This is a genomic window from Streptomyces sp. Da 82-17 (assembly GCF_046098215.1).
Classification (GTDB): Bacteria; Actinomycetota; Actinomycetes; order Streptomycetales; family Streptomycetaceae; genus Streptomyces.
In genome coordinates, this window is the sequence record NZ_JBJURH010000004.1 from 378,723 (window position 1) to 392,227 (window position 13,505).

Annotated in this window: 9 protein-coding genes; 3 read left to right on the top strand and 6 right to left on the bottom strand. The window is 71.0% G+C overall.

Translation table 11 applies throughout. The features are described from left to right. Positions 1 to 269: 269 nt before the first annotated feature. The 3 genes from ACIDOF_RS09485 (at position 270) to ACIDOF_RS09495 (ending at position 5,287) form a co-directional block, all read left to right on the top strand. Positions 270 to 2,009, top strand: coding sequence for an N-acyl-D-amino-acid deacylase family protein (locus tag ACIDOF_RS09485; protein ID WP_409005285.1), 1,740 nt, complete (start codon positions 270 to 272; stop codon positions 2,007 to 2,009). Next, positions 2,006 to 3,457, top strand: coding sequence for an aldehyde dehydrogenase family protein (locus ACIDOF_RS09490; RefSeq protein ID WP_409005286.1), 1,452 nt, complete (start codon positions 2,006 to 2,008; stop codon positions 3,455 to 3,457). Before ACIDOF_RS09485 ends, ACIDOF_RS09490 begins: the two co-directional genes overlap by 4 nt. 243 nt (positions 3,458 to 3,700) lie before the next feature. After that, entirely contained in the window at positions 3,701 to 5,287 is a 1,587-nt protein-coding gene (locus tag ACIDOF_RS09495) for an APC family permease (RefSeq protein WP_409005287.1), read from the top strand. A 217-nt stretch (positions 5,288 to 5,504) separates the two neighbouring features. Here ACIDOF_RS09495 and ACIDOF_RS09500 read toward each other — a convergent pair whose 3' ends face one another. From ACIDOF_RS09500 to ACIDOF_RS09525, 6 genes are all read right to left on the bottom strand, one after another. Further along, positions 5,505 to 6,842: an SPFH domain-containing protein gene (locus ACIDOF_RS09500; protein WP_409005288.1), complete on the bottom strand. Its 1,338-nt coding sequence runs from the start codon at positions 6,840 to 6,842 to the stop codon at positions 5,505 to 5,507. Continuing rightward, entirely contained in the window at positions 6,839 to 8,554 is a 1,716-nt protein-coding gene (locus tag ACIDOF_RS09505) for an SPFH domain-containing protein (protein ID WP_409005289.1), read from the bottom strand. The genes ACIDOF_RS09500 and ACIDOF_RS09505 overlap by 4 nt, the downstream gene beginning before the upstream one ends. Before the next feature lie 190 nt (positions 8,555 to 8,744). After that, positions 8,745 to 9,080, bottom strand: coding sequence for a putative quinol monooxygenase (locus ACIDOF_RS09510; RefSeq protein ID WP_409005290.1), 336 nt, complete (start codon positions 9,078 to 9,080; stop codon positions 8,745 to 8,747). Positions 9,081 to 9,173: 93 nt separating this feature from the next. After that, positions 9,174 to 10,292 carry a hypothetical protein gene (locus tag ACIDOF_RS09515; protein WP_409005291.1) on the bottom strand — a complete coding sequence of 373 codons (1,119 nt, stop codon included), beginning with the start codon at positions 10,290 to 10,292 and terminating at the stop codon, positions 9,174 to 9,176. A gap of 154 nt (positions 10,293 to 10,446) precedes the next feature. After that, on the bottom strand, positions 10,447 to 11,985 hold the full coding sequence (locus ACIDOF_RS09520) for a CehA/McbA family metallohydrolase (protein ID WP_409005292.1): 1,539 nt from the start codon (positions 11,983 to 11,985) through the stop codon (positions 10,447 to 10,449). 117 nt (positions 11,986 to 12,102) lie between these two features. Continuing rightward, positions 12,103 to 13,437: a radical SAM protein gene (locus ACIDOF_RS09525; RefSeq protein ID WP_409005293.1), complete on the bottom strand. Its 1,335-nt coding sequence runs from the start codon at positions 13,435 to 13,437 to the stop codon at positions 12,103 to 12,105. Between the last annotated feature and the right edge of the window lie 68 nt (positions 13,438 to 13,505).

Consider the following 13,505-nt stretch of genomic DNA (forward strand, 5'->3'; position numbering starts at 1 on the left):
CTGCGCCCCGGGCCCCCGGAACCTCGTTCGACTGCGGCGCCGTCGTGGCTGGTCGCGCAGTCCCCGCGCCCCTGAATCGGGGCTCCGCCCCGGACCCCGCTCCTCAAACGCCGGAGGGGCTGATCTTTCAGGGGCGCGGGGAACTGCGCGAGCGACCACGACGGCGCGGCAGACGAAGAACAACCGGGGGCCGGGGCGGAGCCCCGGAGCTGTCCGCCAGGACTTCGGGAAGGGGCGGGACTGGGGAAAAACACACAGAAAGGGACCCCATGCTCGACCACCTCATCAAGGGCGCGACCGTCGTCGACGGAACCGGCGCGCCCGCGTACCGCGCGGACCTCGGCATCCGGAACGGCCGCATCGCCGTGATCGCAGAACCCGGCACCGTCACGGAAGACGCCCGCACCTCCGAGGACGCCACCGGCAAGATCCTCGCCCCCGGCTTCGTCGACCCGCACACGCACTACGACGCCCAGCTGTTCTGGGACCCGTACGCCACCCCCTCTCTCAACCACGGCGTCACCACCGTCGCCGGCGGCAACTGCGGCTTCACGCTCGCCCCGCTCAACCCGGAGCGGCCCGGCGACGCCGACTACACGCGCCGGATGATGTCCAAGGTCGAGGGCATGTCCCTGGTCGCCCTTGAGGAGGGCGCGCCCTGGAACTGGTCCGGTTTCGGCGAGTACCTGGACGCCCTGGAGGGCCGGATAGCCGTCAACGCCGGGTTCATGGTGGGCCATTGCGCGCTGCGCCGGTACGTGATGGGCGCGGACGCGGTCGGCGGCAAGCCGAGCCCCGAACAGCTCCAGGCCATGCTCGACCTCTTCCACCAGGCCATGGAGGAGGGCGCCTGGGGCCTGTCCACCACGCAGTCGTCCACGCACTCGGACGGCGACGGGCAGCCCGTCGCCTCCCGGCACGCGGACGCCGAGGAGCTGCTCGCCCTGTCCCGGGCCGTCGCCGAGCACGAGGGCACCCAGCTGGAGGCGATCGTCGCGGGCTGCCTCGACCAGTTCAGCGACGACGAGATCGACCTGTTCGTCGAGATGTCCGCCGCCGCCGGACGGCCCCTCAACTGGAACGTGCTGACCATCGACGCCGCCGTCCCCGAACGCGTCCCGCGCCAGCTCGTGCCGAGCGAGCGGGCCCGTAAGGCGGGCGGCCGGATCGTCGCCCTGACCATGCCGATCCTCACGCCGATGAACATGTCCCTCGGCACGTTCTGCGCCCTCAACCTGATCCCCGGCTGGGGCGACATCCTGGGCCTGCCCGTCCCCGAGCGGATCGCCAAGCTCCGCGACCCCGACGTACGGGCCGAGATGCTGCGCCGCGCCGACTCCAAGGAAGCGGGCGTCTTCCGGCGGCTCACGGACTTCGGGCGGTACGTCATCGGCGACACCTACAGCACGGAGAACGCGGGCCTCAGCGGCCGCGTCGTACGCGACATCGCCGTCGAGCGCGGGCAGGACCCGTTCCAGTGCCTGGTCGAGATCTGCGCCAACGACGAGCTGCGTACGGTGCTCTGGCCGATGCCGACCGACAACGACCCGGCGTCCTGGGAGCTGCGCCGGCAGACCTGGGAGCACGAGGACGTCCTGCTCGGCGGCTCCGACGCGGGCGCCCATCTGGACCGGATGTGCGGGGCCCCGTACACGACGCGGTTCATCGGGGACTGTCTGCGCGGGCGGAAACTGGCCTCCCTGGAACAGGCGGTGAAGATGCTGACCGACGACCCCGCACGGCTCTTCGGCCTGGTCGACCGCGGCCGGATCGCCGAGGGCTACCACGCGGACCTCGTCCTCTTCGACCCGGAGAAGATCGACGCGGGCAAGGCCACCCTCGTCCACGACCTGCCCGGCGACAGCCCGCGCCTCGACTCGAAGGCGATCGGCGTGCACGCGGTGTGGGTCAACGGCGTCGAGGCGATCCGCGAGGACGTGGTGACCGGCGCGGTCCCCGGCAAGGTGCTGCGCTCCGGGACCGACACCAGGACGGTGAGCACCAAGTGACGCTCCGGGAGCGCCTGTTCGTCGGCGGCGAGTGGGTCGAGCCGGACGGTGGGCACTACGAGGTGGTGGACCCGGCGACCGAGGACGTGGTCGGGCTCGCCCCCGAGGCCTCGCGGGCGCAGGTGCACGCGGCGGCGGCCGCGGCCCGGGAGGCGTTCGAGACCTGGTCGCGCACGAGCCCCGAGGAGCGGGCCGGTGTCCTCGACCGGGCCGCCGAGCTGATCCGGCGGGACGCGGCCGAGTCGGCCAGGATCGCGCAGGCGGAGACCGGCGCGACGACCGGCACGGCCCGCGGCATGCAGGTCGCGGTCGCCGCGGCCCGCTTCCGGCGGTACGCGAAAGGCGCCCTGGAACCGGTCGAGGAGGCCCTCGCGCCGCAGGTCACGGAGGCCGGACCGATGGGCCCGGCGAGCGTCCTCGGCGCCCTCGCCGTACGGCAGCCGGTCGGCGTGGTCACCTGCATCACCTCGTACAACAACCCGTGGGCCAACCCGGCGGGGAAGGTCGCGCCGGCGCTCGCGATGGGCAACACGGTGGTGGTGAAGCCGGCGCCGCAGGACCCGCTGTCGGTGTACCGGATGGCGCGGGCGCTCGAGGAGGCGGGCGTGCCGCGCGGCGTGGTCAACGTCGTGTCCGGCACGTCGGCCGAGGTCGGCGAGGCGGCCGTGGACGCCCCGGACGTCGACATGGTCAGCTTCACCGGCTCCACGGCCGTCGGACAGCGCATCGCCGAGGTGTGCGGCCGGTCCATGAAGCGGCAGCTGATGGAGCTGGGCGGCAAGGGCGCGGCCCTCGTGCTCGACGACGCCGACCTGGACTCGGCGGTGCGCGGCATCGGCACGACGTACGCCTTCTACAGCGGGCAGATCTGCACGGCGCCGACGCGGGTGCTCGCACAGCGCGGGATCTACGAGCAGCTGATCGAGCGGCTGGCCGGCTACATCGGGTTCATGAAGGTCGGCGACCCGCGCGCCGCGGGCACCGTGGTCGGCCCGGTGATCTCGGCGGCGCACCGGGACCGGGTCGAGGCGTACGTGGAGCTGGGCCGGAAGGAGGGCGCCCGGGTCGTCGCGGGCGGCGAGCGGCCGGCCATGGACCGCGGCTTCTACGTCGCCCCGACGCTGCTCGCCGACTGCGGCAACGACATGCGGGTCGCGCGCGAGGAGATCTTCGGCCCGGTGGTCGTGGTGATCCCCTTCGACGACGAGGAGGAGGGCCTGCGTCTCGCCAACGACAGCGACTACGGCCTCATCGACTACGTCTGGTCCGGCGACGTGTCCCGCGCCTTCCGGCTCGCCCGGCGGCTGCGGGCGGGCGGGGTCGGCGTGAACACGGTGGGCCGCAACATGGAGGCCCCGTTCGGCGGCTTCAAACAGAGCGGCGTGGGCCGGGACGTGGGCTCGTACGCGCTGCACGCGTACAGCGAGTGGCAGTCCATCGTGTGGTGACCGAGGGTGTCCGCCGGGTGACGGCGAAATCGACGGACGGAAAATTTTGAAACGGACATTTGGGGTGCTCCTGCGATTCCCGCATCGTGGAATCGCAGGAGTAAACCTGGATGTGGCGGGTTACCGCGCGTAAATGACCTCGGAATCGATGGTCGACTTCCGGTTTGTATGGCTCAAATCAAGGACGGTTGCCCGGAGTTACAACCTCCGGATGTGGAAACCGCAGCACTTAACGTCCTGTTCATGACGCAGCTGGAAACCCGCCCCCAGGGCGGAGACACGGTACGGGGCGTGACCGCCGCAGACGGCACACCTCAGGACAGCAGCGCCCGGGACGGAGTCCGGGGCAAGGGCCTCAACGGCAACTCGCTGGGCCTGCTCGGCGGTTCAGCGATCGGCATCTCCACGGTCGCCCCGGTCTACTGCCTCACCGGCACGCTCGGCCCGACCGTCAGCGAGGTCGGGCTGCAGATGCCCGCGATCTTCCTCGCCGGGTTCCTGCCGATGCTGCTCGTCGCGTTCGCCTACCGCGAGCTGAACAAGGCCGTTCCGGACTGCGGCACCTCCTTCACCTGGACCGTCAAGGCCTTCGGGCCGCGCGTCGGCTGGATGTGCGGCTGGGGCCTGCTCATCGCCACCGTCGTGGTCCTCTCCAACCTGGCGGGCGTGGCCACGTCCTTCTTCTGGCTGCTCGCCGGCGAGGTCACCGGCAGCGACGCCGTGGCCGCCCTCGACGGCAACAAGGCCGTCCACATCCTGACGACCCTGGTCTTCGTCGCCGCCGCCACCGCGATCAGCTACCGCGGCATCACCGCCACCAAGTGGGTGCAGTACGCCCTGGTGGGCCTACAGCTCGCGGTGCTCGCCCTGTTCGTCGTCATGGCCGTCACCAAGTCCGACGAGGTCGCCGGCTCCCTGGACTTCTCCTGGTCCTGGATGAACCCCTTCGGCGTCGAGTCGTTCGCCGCCTTCACGGCCGGACTCTCCCTCTCGATCTTCATCTACTGGGGCTGGGACACCTGCCTCTCCGTCAACGAGGAGAGCATCGGCAGCGCCAAGACGCCCGGCCGGGCCGCCATGCTCGCCATCGTCGTGATCGTCGCCTCGTACCTGCTCGTCGCCGTCGCCACCCAGATGTACGCGGGCATCGGCGAGAAGGGCACCGGCCTCGGCAACCCGGACACCGCCGACAACGTGTTCGCCGTGCTCGCCGAGCCGATCATGGGCAGCGGCCTCGGCGTGCTGCTCTTCGTCGCGGTCCTCGCCTCGGCCGCGGCCAGCCTCCAGACGACGTTCATCCCGGTGGCCCGTACGGCCCTGGCGATGGGCACGTACCAGGCCTTCCCGGCCTCCTTCGCGAAGGTGCACCCGCGCTTCCAGACGCCGGGCCGCGCGACGATCGCGGCGGGCGTCGCGACGGGAGTCTTCTACTCGGTGATGACCCTGCTCAGCGAGAACGTCCTGGTCGACACGATCTACGCGCTCGGCCTCATGATCTGCTTCTACTACGCGATCACCGCGTTCGCCTGCGTCTGGTTCTTCCGCCGCGAACTGCGCGGCTCGGTGCGGGGCCTGCTGGTCAAGGGTCTGCTGCCGGGCCTCGGCGGCCTCATGCTCGCGGCGGTCTTCGTTCAGACCCTGAAGGACATGTGGGACCCGGCCTACGGCAGCGGCTCGTCCGTCCTCGGCGTCGGCTCGGTCTTCGTGATCGGCGTGGGGCTGCTGCTGCTCGGGCTCGTCCTGATGCTGGTCATGCAGCGCAAGAGCCCGGCATTCTTCCGCGGCGAGATCCTGACGAAGGAGACGCCGGCGCTGGTGGTCGAGGACTGAGCCACCGTTCTCCCGCTCGCATCGGCCGGCCTCCGGGGTTTTCCCCGGGGGCCGGCCGCGTTGCCACCGACCCGCCATGGAGCCGCAGGCCGCCCCACTTCAGTGCGGCGCTCGCGCGCGACGGCGTCGGTCTGATGCATGTCGTGTCCGAGGTCTCCGCGCCGCTGCCCGGCCCCGCGAACGGGACCGGGCAGCGGGCGGTGGTGCGGTGGACGGGTCAGGCCCCGGCCTGCGAACCGTTGCCGTCGACGTACCGGGTCAGCGCCTGAGCGGCATCCGGGCCCGTAGCCGGCGCGGCCATCCGGGGCAGCAGCTGGGCGGCGATCAGCGTGGAGAGCGCCGAGTTGTCGCCCCCTCCGCCGTCGGTGCGGACGACGACCGGCTTGGGCGCCTTGGAGGCCAGTTCCGCACCCACTTCGAGGCGCCGCCGGGCCAGCTCGTACTGGAGCACGGCACGATTGTCGCGGTAGGCCTGCGCCAGGGCCCGCTGGGCGCGGGCCTCGTTCTCCGCGGAGATCAGTCCGCTGCGGCCGCGCGTCTCGATCTCGAAGCGGACCCGCTGCGCGTTGGTCTCCTGCTCCTCCAGGAGCTGGGCGACCTGCTCGCGGGCCTGGTTGAGCGCCGCCTTCACCTCCACGATGCGGGCGTCGCGGACCTTCTTGGCCCGCTCGATGTCCATGCCCAGGCTGTCGATGCGCCGCTTGCGGGTAAGGCCCCACTCCTGCTCGTAGGCCGTACGCTCCTTGGCGACCCGCTCCCGGGTGGCGAGGTGCTGCTGGTACTGCGCGGGCAGTTGCACGTCCGGGATGTTGCAGCCGGTGATGCGGACGCCGTAGCGGTCCAGCTGGCGGTTGAGCAGGTCCTGCATGTCGGCGACGTCGGAGCCGCGCAGGTCGTAGGCCCGCTCGGTGTGCATCAGGCGGGCCCGCTGGCGGATGGCGTCCTGGACGGCGCTGGAAAGCACCAGGTCGAAGTTGCCGGCGCCGATGGTGCGGACGAACAGCACCGCGTCCGTGATGCGGAACTTGAGGAAGAACTCGATCGACCGCAGCGGCACGTTCTCCCGCGTCGGGCACGCCATCACCGGGGCGGAATACGGGATTTCGGTGGCCACGTCGACCACGAAGTCCACCCGCGACCAGGGATGCCACAGGTAGTGCCGGCCGGCGTCCAGAGTGCGGTTGACGGCGCCGTAGCGGGTCAGTACGCCGTGGGTGCCCTGCTCGATCTCGACGATCGAGGAGCGCCACCACCAGAGCGCACCGATCAACAGGAGCAGCACGCCGCCCCCGTAGCAGAGGCCGGCGAGCGCGCCGTACGCGGCGTCCGCGAGGCCGCCCGAGCCTGCCTCGCGCAGCGTCAGCATCACGCCGCTGAGCAGCGTGAACAGGCCGAGCCACAGCGGCAGCATCCACCACAGGCGGCGGCTGTTGCGGGGGATGATGACGGGGATCAGGGTGCCGGCCTCGCCGCCCCTGAGGAGCTGGGCGATCTGGCTCCAGGGCGCCACGGCCTCGGAGATGACCGACCTGCGGTCGCTACGGGCGGTGCTCATTCGCCGGCCTCCTCGAAGTCGTCGCTGATCTCAGGCAGCACGGGAGCGGTCTCGGGCATCACGCCCGAGGCCTCACTGATCACGGGGGCGGCCTCGGGCAGCACCGGAGCCGCCGCCGGTCCGGACGGGGCGTCCGTCGACGGCACGGTCGGCCGCTCCGCCGCGAGGAGCGCGTCGATCTCGCTCTGGCGCCCGGCGATCCGCTCGGTCACCTCTGCCAGGCGGGCCCGTACGGCCGCCATGTCGGAATCGCTGAAGAGCTCGTCCCCGTGCTCGCCCACCAACTCCCGTGCCAGCTGCAGGTAGTCGACGCCTGCGGCGCCACCGCCGTCCGCGCCGCCGATCCTGACCAGGCGCGGCAGGTGGTCGGCCACCTGCTCCAGGGTGTCGAGGATCTGCTGCTGGTAGCGGTACTCGAGGATCTCCGGGGCCTCGGCCGCGGTGACCGCCCGGATGTCGAGCGCCTGCGCCTCGAGAAGCGCGGCATTGGCCTTCGCCTCCGACTCGGCCTGCACATAGCGCTGGCGGGCGGTGGCCTCGGCGCGGTTGGTCTCGCGCTCCACGGCCGTGTCCATCTGCGCCTGGTACTGGGCGATGTCGGCCTGGATCGCGGACAACGTCTCGTGGCTGGTGGCCAGTTCCTTGGTGAGGTCGCCCTCGTCCTGCTCCTTGCGGAGCATCAGCGCGTACTCGTGTGTGTACGCCTCCTTCGCCATCCGCACCATCTCCGGTGCCGCGAGGTCCATGCGGTACGCGCGGTCGGACGGCTCGGCGTGTGTGATGTTGGCGTTGGTCAGCTCGACCGCGGGCCGGAACTGCTGGTTGAGCTGGTCCAGGAGGCGGCTGGTGTCCTCGCCGACCATGTCGTAGATCCCCGCGGCCTCCTGCTCGTAGATCAGGCTGCGGATGGTCTCGCTGACCGCGTTGCTGAGCTTCTCCTCGAAGCCGCGCACGGCACCGAGGGTGTACACGAACTCGGTCGGGTCGCTGATCCGGAACTGGATGAAGAGGTCGATCGAGGCGTTCACGCCTCCCTTGGTCGGCGCCTCGCGCACCGGCGCGTTGAACGGGTACTCACGCGTGGTGTTGACGATGTACGACACCCGCTTCCACGGACTGATCAGGGTCACCCGGCCCGGCCCGACGACCTTCTCCAGCTTGCCGAACCGGGTGATCAACGCCTGACAGCCGTCCGGGACCATCACCATGCCCTGCCGCCACCACACGAAGGCGACCGCGAGTACGGCGATCACCCAGTAGTGCAGGCCGAACAGCGGGTTGGTGAGCGGCGAGTCGTCCGCTGCCGCCACGGCCGCCGTGCCCACCGCACCGATCAACAGGAGCGACAGGACCGGCAGCATGCTCAGGAAGGAGCGGCCCTTCGGCAGCACCATGGGGCAGATGGCATGGACCTTCTCCCTGCCCTCGCGCTGCTGCTCACTCCGGTTGAGCGCCTCACCCGCCTCGTCGAGCGAGACGGTCTTCTGCACCATCACGGTGGCGATCGAACCGCCCTGTTCACGGGCGGCCGGGAAGTCGGCGGGATCGATGCCGTCCTGCTGAGGCTCGTACGGCTCCGCCGCCTCGCCCGGTGTCCCGGCCGCGCCTGTGGCGTGCCGCCGAAGCTCCTCCTGCGCCACCTGACGCGGATCGGCCCCGGAGGCCACGGCCACAGCCGCCCCCCGCAGGCTCTGCGCCCTTGCTCGCGCCATACTTCCCCCTTGCCGGTCTGGCTCCTGCCGTGCCCCTGCTCGCGCCGCCCAGCGGGCTGATGCGCGGTACGCACGGCGACTTGTTTCGGCCATTCCATCAGTTCGAGCGGCCGGTGCAGCAGGGCGGGGCCGGGTCCGTGACAGCACTGGTGCACGGGGGTGCGGGACCCTGTCGGCGGGGGGAAGCTGCCTAGGCCGGGTGCTTCGGGGTGAGTTCCGCCATCTCGCCCCACCCCTGGGCCTCGGGGATCTCGACGTTGATGATCTCCGGCTTCGCCGCGACCGCCTCCGCCATCGCCGCAAGCCCCGCCTTGAAGTGCTCGGACTGCACGTGCGCGGCCCCCGCGTCCCCGTCCGCGAACGCCTCCAACAGCACGAACTGGTTCGGGTTGTCGACGGACCGCGACCAGTCGAAGAACAGGTTCCCCGGCTCGGCCCGGGTGGCGGAGGTGAAGTCGGCGACGAGGTCGAGCCACTCGTCGGCGCGGTCGGCGTGCACAGTGAAACGTACGGCGATGAAAATCATGGGCTCAGCCTGCCGCGCCCGGGCGGGCACCACCAAATCCGGCCGATCCGGCCGATCCGGCTGATCCGGGGCGTCCGCCCCGGCCGCGGCAGTTCAGGACGCCGGGGACGTCGCCGCGCCCACGACCAGCCAGGCGGCGATGCCCACGTAGAAGACGACGCCGATGGCGATGCCGAGGTGGTTGAGCCGCTTGACCTTCTCCTTCTTCTTGTCCTGCGCCGACCAGCGCCAGCACAGCACCGTGATCCCGATGCCGACCAGCACGTACGCCATGGTCAGCAGGTGCAGCTTGCCCAGCATCGAGAAGCCCGCCGTGGCCGGCATGAGCCCGCTGAGCTTGCCCCAGTTGACCAGGACCGCGAACAGGGACGCGCCCAGGGCGGTGATCCGCCCGGCGAACGCGCTGGTCTCGGCGGAGGTCAGCAGGAACGTGAGCAGCGTGATGAGGAAGACGATGAAGATCGGCCCGGCCAGCTCCCAGAAGACCTTCGTGTCGGAGCTCGCGACCTTGATGTGCAGCACCGCCTCGCTGAAGTCGGAGCTCGCCCCGGTGGAGTTGGACCGGTCGCCGAAGTCGGTGGCGTAGTTCCGGGTCTCGGTCGTCACCGAGAAGCCCTTGATGTCCCATCGGGGGGTGTCGATCTCGGGGCTGAAGCCGATCTGCCCCTTCTCCTTGTCCGGGACCATCCGGAAGGTCTTCTCGTTCTTCGCCGCCGCGACGGTGACGTCCAGGACGTGTTCGTCGAACGGGAAGTTCCTGCGGTCGAAGTAGTGCCGGAACTTCCCGTCGAACCCGATCAGGGTGTAGTAGCCGTCCTTGACCTTCGTGTGCTCCGGCTCGCTCTTCCACGGGCTGTAGCCCTGCGGGAAGGTCGCCGTCGACAGCGGGTCCGCCTCCTTCGTCGGGCAGAGCGACCACATCCACACCCGGACGGAGAACTCGTTCGACTCGGGGTGCACGTCGTACAGATCCGTCAGATACGCCCCGACCTCGCACTCGGGTGCCTCCGGCGCCCGGAAGCTGCCGAGGGAGAGACGTTTCCCGCCGTTCTCGGTCCGCTCCCAGCCCGGGGCGTCGGGGGCCGCGCGCGTCCGGTCCGCGTTCTTCGGGCTCCCCCCGCTCAGCGCGTGCACCGCGCCCGCGGAGAGGAACAGGGCCAGGCAGACGCACAGGGCGCCGAGCAGTCTCCGTGAGACACGGCTGACCAGCATCACCGACTCGCTTTCGTCGCCGGGCGCCGGGTGCCGTCGACGTAGGGGCGCCCTGCGACGATCCTCCGCGCCGGACGGCGGGTGAGGCCTGGTGAGCGGCGTGATCTACGACCGGTCGAGTGAGCGCCTCACACCCCGCAGGCACATGACGGCGTCACACCCCGCCCAGGAACACCGGGTTCGTGAACGCCGCCAGCGGCCCCGGCAGCCCCGCCGCAGCAGCCGGATGCCGCACCTCGGCCCGTACGTACGAGGCGTACGCGGGCGTCGTCCGCCACTCGGCGCTGCCCGAGCCCGACGCCGGGAGCGGGGGCCCCGTGAACAGCACGCCCTGGTCGGTGACGAGCCGGATCACGCAGCCCGGCGCCCCCGAGACGTCCACGCGGACCGTGACCGGGGCGTCCCGGTCGACGTCGAGGCGCTCCCCGATGCCGGCCCGCCGCCCCCGGCCGCCGACCGCAGCGAAGTCCACGGAGACCGCCGCCGACTCGGCGACGTACGACCGTCCGGCCCTGAGCCCCGCGAGGATCGCCGTACGGCTCAACTCCTCGGCGAGGACGACCGTTTGAGGGCCGCCGACGCGGTCCGGATCGCGGTGTGCGTCGCTGCTGCCCATCGCCGGGATCCAGCGGCCGCCGCGCCCGGCCGCCTCCAGGGTGGAGTCCCAGTCGGCGAGGGAGACCTCGTCGTCGGGCGTGTACGGGCCGTTCCACACCTCGACCACGTCGGCCTCGCCGAAGCCGAACTTCCAGTTGCAGCCGATGCAGGTGGCGTGCGGGTGGGCGGGCACGACGAGGCCGCCGGCGCGGCGGATCGCGTCGGCGTAGTGGCCGAAGCGGTTGTCGCGGGCCCGGTAGCGCCAGTCGACGAACGTGCCCGGGTCGGTGCCGAGCGCCACCACGTGCCCGTTGCGGGTGGTGACCTCCTCGCCGAGCAGGATCAGCAGGTCGTCCCCGGCATGCTCGGCCCAATGGGCGTGCGCGGACTGGGTGTTGTGCTCCGCGCTGTTGATGAAGTCGAGCCCGGCCGCGCGGGCGAGCGCGGCGATCTCGCCGGGGGTGCGGCGCCCGTCCGAGTACCAGGAGTGGATGTGGCAGTCACCCCGGTACCAGGCCCGCCCCCGCCCCTTCGCCCGCTCCGGCGGATAGCTCGGCCGCGGCGTGACGCCCGGCGCGCCGTACCGCAGCGTCACCGTGATCTCGTACGGGAGGCCCTCCGGCGCGACCGTGTACGGGCCGAGCGCGATGTGCCAGGTGCCGGGGCGGACCGGGCCGGGCAGATAGCCGGGCGTCGCGTCGTCGGCGCGGACGAAGAACTCGCTGCGGGCCCCGCCGGACCAGCCGCGGAAGCCCGCCCCGCCGAGGCCGGTGCCGCGCTCGTCGAACAGGCCGATGTCGAGCGCGTTGCCCTGTGTGCCGGGCGGCACGGCCGGCTTGTCGTAGCGGTACGAGACGTGCAACTCCCGTACGCCGCCCGGGACTTCCACGGGCACGTAGACGAAGTCGGGGGAGCCGGGCGGCAGGGTGCCGCGCACGGTCCGCGTCTCGTCGCCCTGTTGTCCCTGCTGTCCCTCACGGTTCTCGGCGCTCGCGAAGCTCACGCCGTTCAACGTAAGCGCGGTCGCTGCCGAGGTCACGAGCAGGGCGCGCCGGTCGATGCGGCGCGTCGTGGGCGGTACGTCCTTGCTGCACATGGCGGCTCCCCAGGGGCGGACGGTACGAAGTGGCGTACGCAACCCTGGTATTGAGCCGTGAACGGGGCGGCAAGGGAAGGGGGCGGTACGGGTACGGACACCCGTACCGCCCGTGCGTCAGGAGGCGGCGGCCTCGGCCTCCGCGCCCTCCGGGATGCTGTCCATGAACGAGCTCACGGAGAACACCGCACGCCCGGGGCCCGCCGGGCCGTACCCGGGCGGGGAAGTCAGGCCGTACTCCTCCAACGTCGCGCGGTAGGTCTCCAGGAGCCGGATGTGGTACTCCAGCGGCGCGCCCTGCGGGTTGGCCTTGCCGAGCGGGGTGGTCGGCTCCGGGCACCAGGTGGTGAACCGGGGCACGACGCCGTTCGACATGAAGAAGCGCAGCCCCTCCTGCGTGGAGGCGATGGCCTCGTCGACGGTCTGGAAGCCGAACGGCTCGGCCATCTCGACGCCGGCGACGAAGTTCGGGATGACGTTCCGCGCGCCGAACACCTCGGTGGAGTCGAGGATCCGCTTGTGCCACTCCTCGCGGCCGACGTACCGCTCCTTGCCCGGGCAGTACAGCTCGAACAGCCGCTTGTCCCAGACCTCGAAGTTCGGGTGGTAGATCTGGATGCCGTAGTCGTGGAACCGCTTCACGTCGTCGAGCGGCAGGGCCTGCGCGACGACCTTGCCGATCCAGCGGCGCGGGAAGGTCTCCTCGATGGCCTTGGCGTAACTCCCGTAGAAGTCGGCCTCGTCCTTGCCGCCCACCTTCGAGGTGATGGACCCGCCGGTGAGGGTGTACGCCGTGGACGCCTTGGCGGTGTCGTACTTGTCGATGATCTCCAGGGCTTCGAGGATCTCGTCGGACGGCTTCACACCCGTGTACGGCCGGCCGGCGGCCTTGTGCTGGCGCCAGTTGTGGTTGATGTCGCAGTACTGGCACTCCTCCTTGGCGCCGAAGTACTGGCACACCCGGAAGACGGTCAGATAGATCAGGTAGCCCCACTGGATCGTCGGGGCCACCTCCATCACGGACTTCCCGTTGGACAGCTTGTGCCGGTAGTACTCGGGCATCGGCGGCAGACCGACGTCCGAGATCCGCCTGCCGTCGAGGTAGAGCCCGAGCGACCCGTCCTCCCCGCCCTTGACGCGGTACGGCGAGTCCGGGTTCACCCGCACCGAGACGACGGTGCGGCGCAGCTCGTACGGCCCGCCGGTGAGCACGATCTCCTCCGGCGGCCGGTTCAGGGCGGCCTGGCCGAGCTCGGGCAGGGTGCGGTGGTCGAAGGAGAAGATGAAGTACGACTTCGGCTTGACGTCGCCGTCGTCACCCCCGGACAGAGCGGACTCGTCGAAGGCCATGCCGCCGCGCAGCAGGTCCTCCTTGATCACGGCCTCCCGCGGCACGTGCGGGAAACGTTCCATGAGGTCTTCGACGAGTGCGGTGCGATTCGGCGTCTCCATGTCCTCATTGGACCAGAGTGCCCGGGGTCACACGGCAGGGGGTGGGCTCGGCGGCGAGGGTGATTATG

What these genes read in the sequence shown, in the direction of transcription:
- ACIDOF_RS09485 (WP_409005285.1), top strand. Translation starts at nt 270, where the DNA reads ATGCTCGACCACCTCATCAAGGGCGCGACCGTCGTCGACGGAACCGGC.
- ACIDOF_RS09495 (WP_409005287.1), top strand. Translation starts at nt 3,701, where the DNA reads ATGACGCAGCTGGAAACCCGCCCCCAGGGCGGAGACACGGTACGGGGC.
- ACIDOF_RS09500 (WP_409005288.1), bottom strand. Translation starts at nt 6,842, where the DNA reads ATGAGCACCGCCCGTAGCGACCGCAGGTCGGTCATCTCCGAGGCCGTG.
- ACIDOF_RS09505 (WP_409005289.1), bottom strand. Translation starts at nt 8,554, where the DNA reads ATGGCGCGAGCAAGGGCGCAGAGCCTGCGGGGGGCGGCTGTGGCCGTG.
- ACIDOF_RS09510 (WP_409005290.1), bottom strand. Translation starts at nt 9,080, where the DNA reads ATGATTTTCATCGCCGTACGTTTCACTGTGCACGCCGACCGCGCCGAC.
- ACIDOF_RS09515 (WP_409005291.1), bottom strand. Translation starts at nt 10,292, where the DNA reads ATGCTGGTCAGCCGTGTCTCACGGAGACTGCTCGGCGCCCTGTGCGTC.
- ACIDOF_RS09520 (WP_409005292.1), bottom strand. Translation starts at nt 11,985, where the DNA reads ATGTGCAGCAAGGACGTACCGCCCACGACGCGCCGCATCGACCGGCGC.
- ACIDOF_RS09525 (WP_409005293.1), bottom strand. Translation starts at nt 13,437, where the DNA reads ATGGAGACGCCGAATCGCACCGCACTCGTCGAAGACCTCATGGAACGT.